This is a genomic window from Siphonobacter sp. SORGH_AS_1065, from assembly GCF_030818595.1.
Taxonomy (GTDB): domain Bacteria; phylum Bacteroidota; class Bacteroidia; order Cytophagales; family Spirosomataceae; genus Siphonobacter.
On record NZ_JAUTAM010000004.1, the window covers coordinates 1,383,019 to 1,399,997 of the forward strand.

Here is a 16,979-nt window from a genome sequence, read left to right on the forward strand (position 1 = left end):
CTTCCGTTAATGAAAGTTAAATCAAGCCTAAAATTTAAATAATTGTATAAACCGCTTGATTATCAACAAAAAAAGTATGCTAAGTCCTCTAATTTCGTATCGAATATGCAACATAACTTTCAAAATGAAATACATGGCTTGACTTTATGATAAGGTAAAGTACTTCAGTTACCGCCTTAATGATCCAAGCCACTCTATGAGCACGTCTGTTAATTTATCACAAAGCCAAAAACAAACGCTACGGGTCGCCCCTCAGCAGATACAGTTCCTGAATTTCCTTCAGCTTTCTACTTTGGAACTCGAACAGCACCTTCGCAATGAGCTGGAAGAGAACCCTCTGTTGGAAGAAGGAGTTAATGAAAATGAATCTACCGACGAAATGGAGATGTCTGATAGTCACGACGATTCTTCGTCAGATTATGAGACGCCGACCAATGTTGAAGATTACCGGGACTGGGATGAATTTTCGAATGATGATATTCCTGAATATAAAACACGCTTAAGCCAAGACCCTAACGCCGAAGATGACCTTTACTCTACTCCCATTGTTGAACAGGAAACCTGGCGGGAGGTAATCAAGGAACAGATTCGGTGGATGAACCTACAGGATCGTCAGCGTGGGATTGCCGATTTCATTATCGATTCACTCGATGACGACGGTTTCCTGCGTAGCGATGCCGATTCTCTGGCCGATGACTATTCATTCGGGCATGGAATTTTTGTGGATGGTTCAGAAGTGGAAGAAGTACTTGCGGCCATTCACGATGAACTCGAACCTGCTGGTTTGGCAGCTCGGGATTTACGTGAATGTTTATTATTACAACTCGAAAGCCGTCGAGCTACACCAGCTTCCTTACGGGCCGTTGAAATCGTTACCAACTGCTTTACTGAGCTTTCAAATCGTAACTTTGAAAAGATTTGTAAAAGCTTGGAAATTGATGAAGACGAGTTACGCCTGGCTCTAGCTGAAATTGGTAAGTTAAATCCGAAACCTATTGTAGGCGGAAATAACGATTCCATGGTCATTAAAAGAGGTATCATTCCTGATTATGTGCTTCATTACGATGATTATGGAAGAATCGAGGTAGCACTTAATCGCGGCAACTGGCCTGATATTCGCGTAAATAGTTCTATCATTGGGTTAGTGGACACCAGCCGTGAACGCGGTGCTGCTACTTACCTAAAAAATAAATTGCAATCAGCTCAGTGGCTGGTTGATGCCATTCGTCAGCGGGAGAACACGATGCATCGGGCCATGCGGGTTCTGGTTCAGCTACAGCGTCCTTACTTTGAAACAGGGGATGTGCGTTTGCTTAAGCCCATGATTCTCAAAGACGTAGCCGATTGCATTGGTATGGATATTTCGACCATTTCCCGGGTTACCTCTGGTAAATATGCTCAGACTCCTTTCGGACTCATTCACCTGAAAGATCTGTTTACAGAAGGTATCCGCACTGAGAATGGAACGGAAGTATCCAACAAGGCCATCCAACAGGCTCTGGTTGAACATATTTCCTGTGAAGACAAACGTAATCCTTTCAATGACTTTGATTTGATGCGATTATTGGCTACCCAGGGTTATCTGATTTCACGGCGTACGGTTGCCAAATACCGCGACCAGCTTGGTATTCAATCGGCCCAGTTCCGGCGTGGCGTATAACAGGTCAGCCTTGTTTTGGAAAGCAATAGTATTAACGATAAACACATAAGTCCTCCTTTAAGGAACATGAGGACTTCTTTTTAAGTGAGGGCAATGGCAGGTTTTTATGCAGAGAATATTAGTAATTGACGACGATACGGACATTTGTCTGCTTCTACGGCGATTCTTGGGGCGTAACGGCTTCGAGGTCGCCATTGCTCATAATGGAACCTCTGGTCTTGAAACACTAACTGATTTTAAACCCGATCTGGTCATGACCGACTTTCGCCTCGGCGATATGGACGGGGGTGAGTTATTGGTTCGCATTAAAGAGCAGTTTCCCAGGGTTCCTGTAATCATCATTACCGGTTACTCAGATATTAAGATTGCCGTTAATGTAATGAAACAGGGTGCATACGATTACGTAACGAAGCCCCTGTTTCCCGATGAAATTTTAGTAACCATTCGCAAGGCCCTTGAGCAAAGTGCTGCTGGCACGCTGGCTCCGCCTCCTTCGGCAGCGAATAATTCGGGAGCCCCAACCCAAGCCCCCGCCAAACGGCCTTCCGGCTCAGAGCAGTATATTTTCGGAAACGGTGCTGAATCCAAATATCTTTATCGTCAGGTTGATTTAGTAGCACCGACTAATTATAGCGTAATCATTTACGGAGAAAGCGGTTCAGGAAAAGAAGCCGTTGCTCAGGAGATTCATAAACGCAGTAAACGTTCCGGTGGTCCTTTTGTCGCGATGGACTGTGGAGCGATCTCTAAAGAGCTGGCAGGGTCCGAGCTTTTTGGGCACGAAAAGGGAGCCTTTACGGGTGCCTTAAATCAGAAAATTGGGCACTTTGAACAAGCTCACGGTGGGACTCTCTTTCTGGATGAAGTAGGTAACTTGCCTTACGACGTTCAAGTTTCTTTATTGCGGGTAGTGCAGGAGCGGAAGCTTCGCCGATTGGGCGGCACCAAAGAAACACCGATTGATGTTCGCATCATTGTTGCTTCCAACGAACGTCTGATTGAATCTGCGAAAAAAGGAAAATTCCGAGAAGACCTTTACTATCGTTTCAATGAGTTTAGTATCGACGTGCCGCCCCTACGGGAACGACCCGCTGATATTATGACCTTTGCCGATTATTTCCTCCAAGCAACCAATGGTGAATTGGGTAAGCAAGTGCGTGGATTTGCCGAAGACGTTGTGGATTTGTTCATGCGTTACGAGTGGCCGGGTAACTTACGCGAAATGCGAAATGTGATCAAACGGGCTACGTTATTAACCGATAGCGAAGCTATTCAATCTCGCGACCTGCCTTTTGAAATTGTCCATTTCAATAAGCTGCAATCCATGGATAACTCGGCCCCGATGCCCACGTATGTACCAGAGCAACCTCAGGTTATTCCCGTTATTCCACCCCAGCCTTATTATACAGAACCTCCCATTGCCATTGCTACGCCCGATGCCAACAAAGGCGAAAAACCCAACCTGCGTTCGGCAGCACTGGAAGCGGAGTATGACATGATTCTCAAGACGCTCAAACAGGTAAACTTCAATAAAAGCAAAGCCGCTCAACTTCTGGGTATTGACCGGAAAACGCTTTATAACAAAATGAAGAATTACCATTTATCTTAAGTTCTTACGGCTCATCATGCTCTTTTTAGGGTATGATGAGCCGTAACTATTTCTAAACTTCTGCCCTTTTTACTATGTCTCAGCTTTATGATAGTACTTCTTACCTTCGGGAAGCTGAATCTTTATTACAATTTGGCACGTTCGATTGGGAAATAGGCCAAAGTTCTATCCACTGGTCCAGGGGCTTATATGATGTTTTTAACATCCCAACTCATGACGAAGAGGTACTAAATTTTGACTGGTACATTCAGCAAATTTTGGAGCCTGATCGTCAACATACCTATGAGCTTATTCAAGAAGCCATTGATAATCAGACTTCCTTCAGAGCTCAATATCGCGTAACGAATTACGAAGGAAAAGAACTCGTTTTGCTTTCACAGGGCCGTACGCAGGTTCATCCCGTTACCGGGAAATTACATTTAGTAGGAATCACGGCCGATTTGACGGCTAAAGTTCAGTATCAGCAAGAGCTGGAAAATAAAATGCAGGCACTAGACCAATCTAATTTTGAGCTGGAACAATTTGCCTACATTGCTTCGCATGACTTACAGGAGCCTCTGCGAAAAATTACTTCATTCGGGGAGCGTATCAATAGCAAATACCGGGAAAACCTAGGCGACGAAGGTGCTCATTACCTAACCCGGATGCTTGGGGCTACCCAACGCATGAAGCTCTTGATTGATAGCCTGTTGAGCTACTCCCGGGCTTCCCGTCCCGAAGAGCCTTTTACACCCGTTCAGCTTCAGGATGTAGTGAAGAATGTACTGAGTGATTTTGAGCTGCGTATTGCCGAAACTCAGGCAAGCGTCAGCATCGGGTCCTTACCAACCATTCTGGCCTTACCCACTCAGATGCACCAGCTATTCCAGAATCTGATTGGTAATGCACTGAAGTTTAATAGTCCCGAACGTTCTTTAACCATTACCATTAACTCCCTACCCGCTTCGCGTCAGGAAATTGCCGAAGCCCGTTTACCAGTGGGTCAGAATTTCCACAAGCTTACCATTGCCGATAACGGCATAGGCTTTGAATCGAAGTATTCGGAACAGATTTTTACACTTTTCAAGCGATTACATGGCCGCTCAGAATATGAAGGAGCAGGAATGGGCCTAGCCATTTGCAAACGAATTGTGGAGAATCATGGGGGGGCTATTTACGCCACCAGCCAAAGCGGACAGGGAACAACCTTCGTACTCTTACTTCCTGAGCAGCAAGTTACTGTCATTTAACAGGAAGAAAATAGTGTATACAGACGACACGTATTCTTCTTTAGAATAAAAGTGTTATGGAAACGATTAGTAAGAAGAAGCCGGTCGTGATTCTTATCGCTGATGACGATGAAGAAGACCGGGAGATGACTCAGGAAGCACTAGAAGAAAATTTTATACTCAATGAAATTCATTTTGTAGAAGATGGTCTGGAGTTGCTCGATTACTTATTAAGACGAGGAAAGTACGAGAATCCGAAATTAAGCCCCAGACCGGGCCTAATTTTGCTGGATTTGAATATGCCCCGAATGGATGGACGCGAAGCTCTGAAGCATATCAAATCTCATCCCGATCTTCGTAGGATTCCAGTAATTATTCTCACGACTTCTCATGCAGAAGAAGATATTTTAAGAAGTTACGACCTGGGTGTTAACTGCTTTATTACTAAGCCTGTTACCTTCCGGGACTTTATTGAAGTTACTAAATCGCTTGGTAAGTACTGGTTTGAAATTGTTCAGATACCTGTAACTTCCGATTAATCTATTTCACCACCAAATGCTCTCTGGCGAGCAGGGAGGACTTATGAATAACTTTACAAAGATTCTCATTGTGGATGACGATGAGGATGATTATCTGCTCACCAGCGATTCGCTACGGGATATTCCGGGCAATCACTTTACGCTGGATTGGGCCAATGGCTATTCTACAGCTCTGGCTAAACTAAAAGAGCAGCAACCCGACATCGCTTTCGTTGATTTCTTCCTAGGGGCCAAGACAGGACTTGATCTCATCGAAGAGGCCAATGCGATTGGCCTGCGAACACCCATGGTTTTACTTACGGGCCGGGGCGATCGCAAAGTAGACGAAGAAGCTACTCGTCGAGGTGCCGTGGATTATCTGGTAAAAAGTGATCTGAACGCTGAAAAACTCGAACGCTGCATTCGTTACACCTTGGAGCGGACCACCACACTTAATAAATTACGTGATAGTGAACGCCAGTACCGCAGTTTATTTAATCAGTTGCGGGAGATGATTTTTCTGGCCAATACATCGGGTGAATTTCTGTATGTAAACCCCAACGGTAGTGAATTACTAGGATATACTCCCGAAGAATTCACGAAAAAACGGATGGCAGAAATCTTTGAAAGTACCGAACGCTATGCCCTCTTCATGACGATGCTGGAGCAGTTTGGTGAAATTGAAGATTTTGAAGTAGCTCTTCAAACCAGCCAGGGCGACAAACGTTACTGTACGATCTACGCCAGTTTACAAACCGACGGTTTTGGTAGTAAACAAATTCAGGGTATTGTGCATGATATCACAGCCCGTAAAAAAGCAGAACGCGATACTTTACTCACGGAAAAACTGGCGGCTACGGCTCGTCTGGTTCGCACGCTGGCTCACGAAGTTCGCAACCCGCTGACCAATATTAACCTGTCAGCCGATGAGTTACTGACGGGTATGCAGGAGGAAGATCTGCTGATGTACCCGCAGATCATCAAACGCAACTCGCAACGCATCAATGATTTGATTTCAGAGCTACTGAATTCTTCTCGTCAGGCAGAGATCAACCTGGCCGATGTTTCTGTCCATCAGTTGCTGGATGAAACACTGGCTCTGGCACTGGATCGAATACAACTTAAAAACATCACGCTTCAAAAAGATTACGGCGAAGACTGCTTCATTAAGGTAGACAAAGAAAAAGTCAAAATTGCCGTTCTTAATATCATTGTCAATGCCATTGAAGCCATGCAGCCTGAAGAGGGCATTCTGCACGTTCAGAATCATGTGGCAGGTGACTTCTGTTATATTTCCGTGGAAGACAATGGTTCAGGCATTCCGGCTGAAAACCTTGGTCGTTTGTTCGAGCCTTATTTCACTTCGAAAAACAATGGCATTGGCTTAGGTCTGGCTGCAACACTAAGCATTATTCAGTCGCACAAAGCCCGCATCGACGTGGAATCAGAAGTGGGCAGGGGAACCAGTTTCACTATTACTATTCCACTCGCAGGAACGGAAGTCGAAGCCTTTTAGGCAAACCTATAGGTAAGAACAAAAAATCCCTCGCTAGTAGTTAGCGAGGGATTTTTGTTCTTACAACCAACGGTTACTTATGCATTAATTTCGGTTTTTCTTTCCCGGAAAACGGCAATGAATAGTAATAAAATAACGGCAGCAATGCCCGCGGGTACCATCCAGTAACCACTCCAGTTCATGCCTGTCGATGTTGTAAACGTATCTTTTAAAACACCGGCAATGTACGAGCCAACGCCCATACCCACGCCATATGTAGCAAAGCTAATCAGACTTTGTGCCTGAGTTTTGATGCGTTCACCGGCTTTATTATCCGTATAAATCTGACCCGTTACAAAGAAGAAGTCATAGCATACGCCGTGCAGGATAATCGCCAGGTATAAAATCCATTCTCCCGAACCCGCATCGCCAAAGCCAAAACAAAGGAAACGTAAAATCCAGGCGATTAAAGCAACAATGAAGGTCCACTTCACGCCCAGGCGGCTGTAGGATAAGGGTAATAAAAGCATGAAAATAACTTCTGAAGCCTGCCCTAAAGACATTTTGTTTTCCACATTCGCCATGCCAGAATCCGTTAAGGAAGGGTTGGCCATGGCGTAGTAGAAGGAAAGAGGAATACAGATCAGAATCGAAGACAAAAAGAAAATCGCAAATGAGCGATCCTTGAATAATACAAAGGCATCCGTACCCAGAATCTGAGAGAATTGGGCCGGCCCCGCCGCCTTGGGAGGCGTGTCCGGTAAAAAGAATGAGAAAATTCCCAGTAGTAGCGAAGTAAGCATAGCAAACTGGAAAATCGTTACCTGATCCCCTACGCCGAGAGAACCAATGATATTAACCACTACAATCCAGGCTATCGTACCCGCTACCCGGATGTTAGGAAATTCTTTTTCAGGACTCGCCATCTGATTCATGGCAATGGTAGTAGCCAGAGCTAGCGTAGGTGTAAAGGTTAAACAGTACGCCAGAATTAACCAGAAAAACGTATCGGGATTATCGGCCTGAGTTAAAAAATATAAAACACCTGCCCCCAGCAAATTCAGCACACCCATCACTTTCTGAGCCGAGAAATAACGGTCGGCAATCATCCCCACGAAAAAAGGAGCAATAAGCATGGCAATGGAAAAAGTCGAGAAGGCGGCCCCCTGCTGCTCACCCGTCGCTCCGAGCGTCGTACCCAGGTACTTGGTTACCTGACCATACCAGGCCCCCCAGGTAAAAAACTGGAGAAACATCATGATCATTAATTGAATCCGTACGGAAGACTTCATTTTTGAAATGTTTAATTTAGAGTATAAGCGAAGAGGAAAATCATAATGTTATGCGACGTGGAGAGGCCATTTTTTTGCAATCTAACTGCGAGTTTAGCAGTTTTTAGGGAAACTATTCGACTCCGTAGACGAGTTTGAGAATCAAATCGGCAAAAGTTCTTCTTTACTTCATCGAAAGGCCGTTCTCACTTCTTTCGAGTTGTGTGGAATTCAATTGTATCTTTGGGCAGATCGAAAGCTGGTTCATGAATGAAAAATAAAGCCACTACACCTTCTTCCTCCCACCCCACCTCTGCGGCTACCCCAGGGGTTTCTTTGGAAAAGCTATTACTCTTTATCTATGCTTTTTTACTGATTGTCATTGGCTGGTTTGTCTTTCAGTACATTTTTGACAAGAAAATCTCCCTTACCGGAGATGCCACGGATTATTATATCCTCGGGAAAGCCATCGCTCAGGGAGACGGCTACGTGGGTATTACCGGGCCAGAGAAAGTACCAGCGAATCACTTCCCGCCGGGTTATCCCTTCGTAATTGCCATGATTATGAAGTTTTTCTCGACCAAAACCACTACCATTCAGGGATTCAACGGCGTTTTTCTCATCACCTCTATTCTTTTGATGTTCGACTTATTCCGCCGCATGAGTCGCAACATTCACCTGGCTTTTGTTAGTGCTTTACTGGTACTGCTGAATTTCCATATTCTTCAATACTCCACCATGATGATGAGCGAGCTGACGTACTTCTTTATCTCGCTGCTCTCCATCTGGCTTTTTGTACGAGCTGATTTAAGTCGCCCCGCCTGGAAAGATCCTTACTTCTGGGGTTTTATGATTGGTGTCGTTTGTTCGTATTACGTCCGGCAAACGGGTCTGATGATATTAGCGGGCGTGGGGCTTTACCTGCTGTTTCGTAAGAAATGGCTGCACATTGGGTTAATGGCCATAGTCTTTTTTCTGGGAATTCTGCCCTGGCAAATTCGGGCTTCCAAACTCGGCGGTGATAGCCACCTTCGCGATATGCAGATGATTAATCCGTTGCGGCCTGAAGAAGGCACCGTGCAAGGCTTTAGCGGCTGGGCCGAGCGATTTTATCATAATACCGAGCGTTACCTGACCCGGGAGATTCCCACGGCCACGCTAAGCACCAACGTAGAAGATTATTCATTACCCGTATCTTCGGAAGAATGGATCGGCAGTTTGGTTCTGCTGGCTATTATGGCTTTGGGCTGGTATCACCTCAAGCAGTATCGGTTACTAATTGCCGGATACGGACTGGCAACTTTTGCCCTACTACTCATCTACCCTGAAGTCTGGACGGGGAATCGACTCATGATTCACATCGTGCCTTTCTTTGTTTTTTGTGGCATTTACGGACTGTATTACCTTATCATTTTAGCTCTTGCGAAAGTAAAGGTTACGAATCGTGTAGTTACTCAAACGCTGGTACCGCTCCTGTTTTTATTACTTGTTCCGAGTTTCGTGGGGCAAACGGCTACCGAAACGCGGGAAGGCTCGGGACTTAAGTATTTACGACAATTTGCCCGGGTTCCCAATTACGATCCAGCACACGAGAACTATTTTCAAGCAGCGGCCTGGATTCGGGAATACGCTCCGAAAAACTCCATGGTTATCTGCCGAAAGCCAAGTCTATTCATCGTTTTTTCGGATAGCTACGTTACTAATTACCCATTTACTGAAAACCAGAAGGATTTTCACGATTACTTAATCAAGCGAAAAGCTGATTTTGTCGTCATTGATGCCCTGGGTTATTCCTCGACGCCTCGTTACCTGGTACCCTATGTACAGGCCAATCCCGATCAATTTGAGATTGTGGTTCAATTGCAAAATCCCGATACTTTCCTGTGCCGTTTTCATCCTGAATTCGGCTGGCACGGGGCCTATAATGCCAAAGGCATGCCGGCTGGTAAGGGAGAATACCGCTTTGGCGATGGACGCAAACTGGTAGGCACGTTTACGGATGGCAGAATGATTAGTCTGACAGGAGAAGGAGAATTCTTCGATGCCAAAGGCAATAAACTGGGTGCCGCCCGCTTTGAAAACGGTCAACAAAAGAATTGATGAGGTTCTTTTGTCGCGTCTAGTAACAATTTAAAGGTAATAAAGCCACCTTTTCTCCACCCTGGCTAGTGAAGACACCAGCCAGGACGGGAGCCCGTGGGTAACTCCCTAACCTGCTTGTGGGAGAAACCAGACGCGATAAAGTCGCGTCTCTACTTTGAAAACAAAAAGGACGCTTGCCAGGGTAAGCGTCCTTTTTTTAAGGAAAATCTTCTACCATGGTTGGTGTCCTCACCAACCACTGTGCTTATTAATGGCTGGTGAAGACACCAGTCAGGACGGGAGGCCGTGGGTAACTCCCTAACTTGCTTGTAGGAGAAACCAGACGCGATGAAGTCGCGTCTCTACTTTGAAAACAAAAAGGACGCTTATCCTGGGCAAGCGTCCTTTTTTTACGGAAAATCTTCTACCATGGTTGGTGTCTTCACCAACCACTATGCTTATTAATGGCTGGTGAAGACACCAGCCAGGGCGGGAGGCCATGGGTAACTCCCTAACTTGCTTGCAGGAGAAACCAGACGTGATGAAGTCGCGTCTCTACTTTGAAAACAAAAAGGACGCTTACCCTGGGCAAGCGTCCTTTTTTTACGGAAAATCTTTATTGACTATTGTTTGTGACGTTTTTCGTCAGAAACGGTCAATTTCCAGCGACCACGGGCACGGCGAGCTGCCAATACACGACGACCATTAGGAGTGCTCATCCGCTCGCGGAAGCCGTGCTTGTTGCGACGCTTGCGATTTGATGGTTGGAAAGTTCTTTTCATTGCCTTATTTATTTATTTGGTTACCTGTTATCCGTCCGAGCCGTTGTTACGAAACAGACAACGGATAACTCATTTTTTCAGAATCGAGCGGCAAAATTAGCCAGAATTTTCTGTTTCCCAAGACGTATGCTTGAAAAAAATGGATTTTTTCTTACTAAATGTCGTTATTCATTCGGAAAAGTCTACTAGAACTTTCATTTTATATAAAATAAATTGACGGAACCGGAGTTTGGGGATGTAAAAGGCTTAGTCTGAAGCGAAAGTATTTAATAAGAATTATATAATTTCATGGAACAGGGAAGCCTTTCTATCCTAGGGAAATGATAGATATGGTAAACTTTTCGTAGATTCAAAGCAAAATTGACAAAGAACCGCTCTTAAGGTTACTTCATCATTATGATTTCTAAAAAAGCCAAATATGCTCTTAAAGCCCTGAAAGTGTTGGGTCAGGAGTACGGAAACCAAAAGCCCGTTTTGATTTCCTACATTGCCGAACAGGAAAAAATTCCCAAGAAATTTCTGGAGGCAATCCTGCTGGACCTACGCAATCATGGCATACTCCAAAGTCAAAAAGGCAAAGGAGGAGGATACATGCTTCGAATTCCACCCGAGGAAGTAAGTTTTGCAAAGGTCTTACGCATCATTGACGGACCTATTTCGCCTACTCTGTGCGTATCGCTGTATTTCTACGGGAAATGCGATGATTGTGCCGATGAGCACACCTGTACGCTGCGAAATGTCATGCGAAACTGGCGGGATGCCAACCTTCACGTATTAGAGCAAAACACGGTAGCTGATTTACTCGAAAACAAGGTAGCATTGGAATCCACTGAAAACACTACTAATCTTTCTTAATGAAAAGGCTGTTGAAGAAATGTTCAACAGCCTTTTTTTATGATTTCCCCTGATGATAAAGCGTCAATCCGGCAATGGGTGTTTCCATGATTACACCGATGGTAATATTCTTTTCCCGGGCGACTCTTCGAATAATATCCGAGTAATAAAACGCTACTGAGCCCGTCAGACTGACCCGGTAGTTTGAATAGTCTGGATATTTTTGAACGTACTTTTCAAAGAATAAACCAAAGGCATTCGCTGCAATCTGATAGGCTGCGGCGTCAGTTCTGTTATCAAAGAGAAACTTGGAAAATCCGGCAAAATAGCGATTGGGAAAGGGCTTTTGATACGCATTTTCCAGCACTACGTCCCGGTTTAGGTTTGGGTAACGCTTTTCAAATTTCTCACGTAAGGCTTCGGGTAACTCTTTGTGCAGATAGGCCTGTACGAGCGTTTTCCCCAGATAACCGCCGCTTCCCTCATCCCCCAGCCAGAAGCCCAGAGTATCTACTTTATGAGTGATTTCACCATTTTCAATCTGACAGGTGTTAGAGCCCGTTCCTAAAATGCAGGCAATACCCTTTTCCCTCCCACACAAGGCCCGGGCCGCTCCCAGCATATCGGAATGGGCTTCGATGTGTTCAGCTTCCGGGAAAACGTCCTTTAATCCATCCATAATTACCTGAGCCTTCTCGGCTCCCGTAACCCCTGCTCCATAGAAAAAAATAGCCGTTACCGGCTCTTTTACTTTGGGCTTCAAACTCAGCTTTAATTCATGAGCGATTTGCTCGGAACTTTGGTAAAAAGGATTAAATCCAACCGTACGGGCTTGTCCCACACTTCCGTCATCGGCCAGCATCCGCCAGTCGGTTTTTGTAGAACCACTATCAGCAATGAGTTGCATGTCTTTTGTCTTTCGTAATTATCCCTTCAGAGCAATGTCCTGATCGCCCGCCCACTGCTTTAAATCCTGTTTGTTAATAGCAGCAGCCATTACTTCGGGAAAAAGATCGGGAGTGCAGGCGAAAACCGGAACGCCCAAATCTCCTAAAAACTTCGCGTTTCTCGCATCATAATACGGAGCTCCTTCATCGTTCAAAGCCAGCAAACAGATTAATTGTACGCCAGAAGCCACAATTTCCTGCATGCGTTGCCGCATTTGCTGCTGATTTCCGCCTTCGTATAAATCAGTAATCAATACCAGAATCGTATCGTTAGGCTTTTGAATAACCGTCTGGCAATACCCCAGAGCCCGGTCAATATCTGTTCCACCTCCCAATTGAACTCCGAAGAGCAAATCTACCGGATCATTTAAATCTTCGGTCAAATCCACAACCTCGGTATCAAAAACGACCATGCGGGTTTTTATAGAAGGAATGGAGGCCATAACCGAGCCAAAAATGCCCGAATACACCACCGAACTTCCCATCGAGCCCGATTGATCCAAACACAAAACGACGTCTTTTAAACTGCGGCGGGTTTTGCGTCCAAAACCAATGAGATCTTCGGGAATAATGGTTTTATAGTCTGCCTGATAATGACGGAGGTTTTTACGAATCGTCGAAGGCCAGTCCATTTCATTGAGCCGGGGGCGACGGTTCCGAACACCTCGATTTAAAGCTCCGGTAATAGCCTGAATGGTATTTTGTGAAAGCTTTTCCAGCAATTCATCCACCACTTTCTGGACCACCCGGCGAGCCGTGTCTTTGGTTTTGGAAGGAATGAGTTTTCCCAGCTCCATTAATGTAGCTACCAGATATACATCGGGCGTGGTTTGCTCCAGAATTTCAGGTTCGAAAAGTAGCTTTTTTTGCAGTTCCGGCTTTTGCAAAGCATCCTGCTGCATGACTTGTACGACCGAAGCAGGAAAATACTGGCGAATATCTCCCAGCCAACGGGCTACATTAGGCTGCGAAGCCCCCGAGCCCCCTTTCTGGTTAGGTCCGTATTCAAACTTGCCTCGTTGTTCAAAATCATACAGAGCCGATAAAGCTTCATCAATCTGCTTTTCCTGGTCGTTTAGGCTCACGCCCGTTCCGTCCGCGTTCTGGCCTCCGAGTAAGAGTCGCCAGCGTTTAAGCGTTTCTTCTTGCTTTTCCATTGCTTACATCAATCCTAAAAGTGCCGCCATAGTGGGTAGACTCGCCTCGGCTCGTTCAAAGTCAAAATCATCCGTCGTCAGGCTTACCGTCCGAGTGGGTAATGCGGGTAAGCTCTTGGCTTTCTCCCCCAGCTTTCGGCGTTCAGCAGCTTCAAATTCGGCAAAGGTTCGCCGTAAGACGGGCAGTTGCTCGATGAATACCTCGTTATCTAAGTCGGCTACCCAGGTATAAAGTAGCTTCCAGAGAATAGGATCGTAAAGTAAGATGAGTCCACTCCCTTTTAGGAAACCTTCCAGCCAGGCCGCCGAATAAGCGGGTTCATACCCTTTGGACAAAGCCTGTTCAAAGAGCTGAGCCATGGTTTCTTCCGAGAGCAGGCGGCGATCAAATAGTAAACGGCTACTACCGCCTTTTAACAGCGGCGGAATCTGTTCTTTATCGGCTAATACTTTCAGCGTATTTTGCCATTCCAATAGAAGCGGCTCGATCTCTAAGAGCATCACTGATTCATCCACCTGACGAATCAGCGTAAACATTTTTCGGGCATTATCATCATCCAGTCCATAACAGGCCGTAGGCAAGCCGATACAGATGCGGGTTAGCAAACTTTCAACGACCTGCATTAAGGCAGAGAAATCCGTTTTACGAACGTTTCCATAGCGACTTACGGTTACTAGCGGCGTTAAGGCCGTCATCAGCTCCTGCATATCGGCTGAAACCGTAGCCAAATCGCTGATACGGGTAATTAATCCGTCTAATACTCCGAATAACTCGGCGGGGATGGCCGCTTCGAGTTTGGCAGCTAATTCGGTAATGGAGGTGCTTTTTTTGCTTTGATCGAGCAACAACTGCGTAGCTGCGTCTTCAATCCGATTACCCCAAATGGCTTTTTCAATCAATTCGAGAATCGACTCGGGTCGCCAGCTCAATTGCCAGCCTTCCTTGAAAGTTCCCTTGCTGGAAGTTCGAACCAAATCTGCCCAGGTAATGTCTAATACCCGCAAACGGTGCAAGAAAATACTCCGACTCAGATCCAATTCTTTGCGAAGGTCCAACTCCAGGTATTTGCGATCCTCCCGAATTTCGAGCCGAAGCTTCTTTGCTTTTGTTTCAAAGTCGGTTTGAATTGGCAGTTTTGGTAACTCCTGAGGCACGCTTCCCATGCGATGAGCCATAATAAGCTCATCCTGCACGAGTCGCATTAGGATGCCTTCACCCATGCACATGACCGACTGGGTGGCTTCATTTAGTTCACGAAGTCCTGCTCTGGGTAAGTTGCGAAGAATGGCCAGTGATTCCGCCAGTCGGTATGCTTCAATGACGTGAGCCGTAGAAACGTCTACTTTTTGCTTTCGAAGCAAACGGGCCACTTTTGTTAACCACCATTCGCCAAGATCATCCGGGTTTTTCCAGCGGTGTTCATACCATCCCGGCGAGTGAATGCCCGCTCCGTAACCGCTCCACCAGCTCATACGGGAATTGGTCCAGGGAATCCAGGTCAGGCGAACTTTGGTTTTAGCTAAACCTTTGATCTTCTGAGCATCTTCTTTTTTCGTTGTCTTCAGATCACCCAAAGCTGGTACGTGCCAGGCTCCGCAAATGACGGCGATGTTTTCAAAGCCTTCTTTCTGAGCTTCGCGAAGCGACTGTCGCATAAATGCTTCCCGAACTTCATCGTTCGTTCGATCAATGCCCTCTTCAGCTTCACGGCTGGCCTGCATCGTTAACTCAACGGCCTGAAAATACGCTTCGCTCTCGCCCTGGCTCGTGTCCTGCTCAAAGCGTTCTTCCCACCAGTCGTGGTAATTATCATAGCCCGCAAGCCGAGCCAACTCTTCCAATGGAAAAACCCGCCGCTGGGGCTGCTCGGCATTTTCAAGTTTATCGAGCTTTTCAACCGCTTTGGTAGCCAGCGAGTGCACCAAAGGCATATCCGTCATGCGAACCGGAATGGACTGCTCCTGAGCATAACGAACCGCTATCCATTCGGGTGAGAATTCGGCAAAGGGATAAAAAACGGCTTTCTGCGGATCGTCCGCATCGTAAGCCAGGATAGCCACGGGAGGCGTTAGCTCCTTATGAGCCATCCAGTGTAAAAGTTCGGTCAGTTCCGGCGGACCTTCCACCAGAATCAGATCGGGCTGTACTTCGGCCAGCCGCTGCTGCACCTGCCGGGCCGAACCCACCCCGTGGTGGCGAATGCCAAGCAAATGAATCCTCATAGGCTTAATTCCTTACAGGCCCGGTAAATGTCACGGTAATTTTCGCGGGTTTTGAGGACCGTTTCCAGGTATTCGTTCCAGACGACTTTATCCTGAACGGGGTCTTTTACGACGGCTCCAATCAAGCCTGCCGCCAAATCCTCAGCCGTTACCCTACCATCGCCAAAATGAGCCGCCAGAGCCATGCCGTTATTCATTACCGAAATGGCTTCGGCGGTACTCATCGTACCCGATGGACTTTTAAGTTTGGTTTTTCCATCTTCGCTCACCCCTGAACGTAGCTCGCGGAAGATGGTAACCAACCGCTGTACTTCAGCTAGCCTGGGTAATTCAGCGGGCAGTTCCAAGCTTTTGGAAAGACTACTTACCCGACGCTGCACAATATCCACCTCTTCATTCATACTTTCGGGCACGGGTAAAATCACAGTATTAAAACGACGCTTCAGAGCACTGGACAACTCATTAACCCCTTTATCACGGTTGTTGGCCGTGGCAATGACGTTAAAACCTTTGGTGGCCTGCACTTCGGTATTAAGCTCTGGAATGGGAAGCGTTTTTTCGGACAAAATAGTAATCAGCGTATCCTGAACATCGGCGGAAATCCGGGTTAATTCTTCAATTCGGGCGATTTTCCCGTCTTTCATCGCCCGCATCATTGGTGTAACCACTAAAGCGTTTTCGGAGGGTCCTTCGGAAAGTAGACGGGCGTAATTCCAGCCGTAACGAATGGCCTCTTCGCCCGTTCCGGCGGTTCCCTGAATCAATAACGTTGAGTTCCCCGAAACGGCAGCGGCCAAATGTTCAGCAACCCAGGATTTAGCCGTTCCCGGTAAACCGTAGAGTAATAAAGCCCGGTCGGTTGTCAGGGTTGCCACGGCAATTTCCATCAAGCGACGACTGCCAATGTATTTGGGACTTACCTCAAATCCATTTTTCAGCGTACCTCCCATTAAGTAAGTTACTACTGATTGAGGCGTAAGAATCCAGTTGGGGGGACGTTGGCCATTATCCTGCTTTTGAAGTTCTTCTAACTCGTGGGCAAATTGCTCTTCGGCGTGTTGGCGTAAAGCGTTCATGGTAAAATTTTAGTAGGTTAGAATGAATTACGTTCTTGTAATTAGTTAATGATCTATTATTGGGCTACAAAACACGGCCTATCAACCAATAACCGCAGCGGCGGCCGCCCAAAACTA

General features: G+C 46.2%; 13 protein-coding genes. 7 read left to right on the top strand and 6 right to left on the bottom strand.

Going from position 1 to position 16,979, the window contains the following annotated elements; all coding sequences use genetic code 11:
* The first annotated feature begins 196 nt into the window (after nucleotides 1-196).
* The 5 genes from rpoN (at nucleotide 197) to QE390_RS06290 (ending at nucleotide 6,511) form a co-directional block, all read left to right on the top strand.
* Entirely contained in the window at nucleotides 197-1,660 is a 1,464-nt protein-coding gene (rpoN, locus tag QE390_RS06270) for an RNA polymerase factor sigma-54 (RefSeq protein WP_106637017.1), read from the top strand.
* A gap of 106 nt (nucleotides 1,661-1,766) precedes the next feature.
* Nucleotides 1,767-3,269, top strand: coding sequence for a sigma-54 dependent transcriptional regulator (locus QE390_RS06275; protein WP_307141512.1), 1,503 nt, complete (start codon nucleotides 1,767-1,769; stop codon nucleotides 3,267-3,269).
* Between the two features lie 74 nt (nucleotides 3,270-3,343).
* Nucleotides 3,344-4,498, top strand: a complete 1,155-nt coding sequence (locus QE390_RS06280; RefSeq protein ID WP_106637019.1) for an ATP-binding protein — start codon at nucleotides 3,344-3,346, stop codon at nucleotides 4,496-4,498.
* A 56-nt stretch (nucleotides 4,499-4,554) separates the two neighbouring features.
* A complete protein-coding gene (locus QE390_RS06285) occupies nucleotides 4,555-5,016 on the top strand; it encodes a response regulator (protein WP_106637020.1) in 462 nt (153 codons plus the stop codon).
* Nucleotides 5,017-5,059: 43 nt separating this feature from the next.
* A complete protein-coding gene (locus QE390_RS06290; RefSeq protein ID WP_106637097.1) occupies nucleotides 5,060-6,511 on the top strand; it encodes a hybrid sensor histidine kinase/response regulator in 1,452 nt (483 codons plus the stop codon).
* A gap of 77 nt (nucleotides 6,512-6,588) precedes the next feature.
* On the opposite strand, the gene QE390_RS06295 is transcribed toward QE390_RS06290, so the two are convergent.
* Complete coding sequence (locus QE390_RS06295) at nucleotides 6,589-7,782, bottom strand: nucleoside permease (protein WP_106637021.1); 1,194 nt, start codon at nucleotides 7,780-7,782, stop codon at nucleotides 6,589-6,591.
* A 249-nt stretch (nucleotides 7,783-8,031) separates the two neighbouring features.
* Between QE390_RS06295 and QE390_RS06300 the strand changes: the two genes are divergently transcribed.
* On the top strand, nucleotides 8,032-9,861 hold the full coding sequence (locus tag QE390_RS06300) for a glycosyltransferase family 39 protein (protein ID WP_307141513.1): 1,830 nt from the start codon (nucleotides 8,032-8,034) through the stop codon (nucleotides 9,859-9,861).
* 605 nt (nucleotides 9,862-10,466) lie between these two features.
* On the opposite strand, the gene rpmH is transcribed toward QE390_RS06300, so the two are convergent.
* On the bottom strand, nucleotides 10,467-10,625 hold the full coding sequence (gene rpmH, locus QE390_RS06305) for a 50S ribosomal protein L34 (RefSeq protein WP_093208143.1): 159 nt from the start codon (nucleotides 10,623-10,625) through the stop codon (nucleotides 10,467-10,469).
* Between the two features lie 396 nt (nucleotides 10,626-11,021).
* Between rpmH and QE390_RS06310 the strand changes: the two genes are divergently transcribed.
* Nucleotides 11,022-11,480, top strand: coding sequence for an Rrf2 family transcriptional regulator (locus QE390_RS06310; protein ID WP_106637024.1), 459 nt, complete (start codon nucleotides 11,022-11,024; stop codon nucleotides 11,478-11,480).
* Between the two features lie 37 nt (nucleotides 11,481-11,517).
* Here QE390_RS06310 and QE390_RS06315 read toward each other — a convergent pair whose 3' ends face one another.
* Genes QE390_RS06315 through QE390_RS06330 form a run of 4 tightly spaced genes read right to left on the bottom strand, consistent with a single transcriptional unit; the run spans nucleotide 11,518 to nucleotide 16,862 of the window.
* Nucleotides 11,518-12,366 (bottom strand): N-acetylglucosamine kinase, encoded by an 849-nt coding sequence (locus tag QE390_RS06315; protein ID WP_307141514.1) that lies wholly within the window; start codon nucleotides 12,364-12,366, stop codon nucleotides 11,518-11,520.
* An 18-nt stretch (nucleotides 12,367-12,384) separates the two neighbouring features.
* Nucleotides 12,385-13,563: a VWA domain-containing protein gene (locus QE390_RS06320; RefSeq protein ID WP_307141515.1), complete on the bottom strand. Its 1,179-nt coding sequence runs from the start codon at nucleotides 13,561-13,563 to the stop codon at nucleotides 12,385-12,387.
* A 3-nt stretch (nucleotides 13,564-13,566) separates the two neighbouring features.
* Nucleotides 13,567-15,786, bottom strand: a complete 2,220-nt coding sequence (locus tag QE390_RS06325; protein WP_307141516.1) for a DUF5682 family protein — start codon at nucleotides 15,784-15,786, stop codon at nucleotides 13,567-13,569.
* Nucleotides 15,783-16,862, bottom strand: a complete 1,080-nt coding sequence (locus QE390_RS06330) for an AAA family ATPase (protein WP_307141517.1) — start codon at nucleotides 16,860-16,862, stop codon at nucleotides 15,783-15,785. Before QE390_RS06330 ends, QE390_RS06325 begins: the two co-directional genes overlap by 4 nt.
* Nucleotides 16,863-16,979 lie beyond the last annotated feature (117 nt).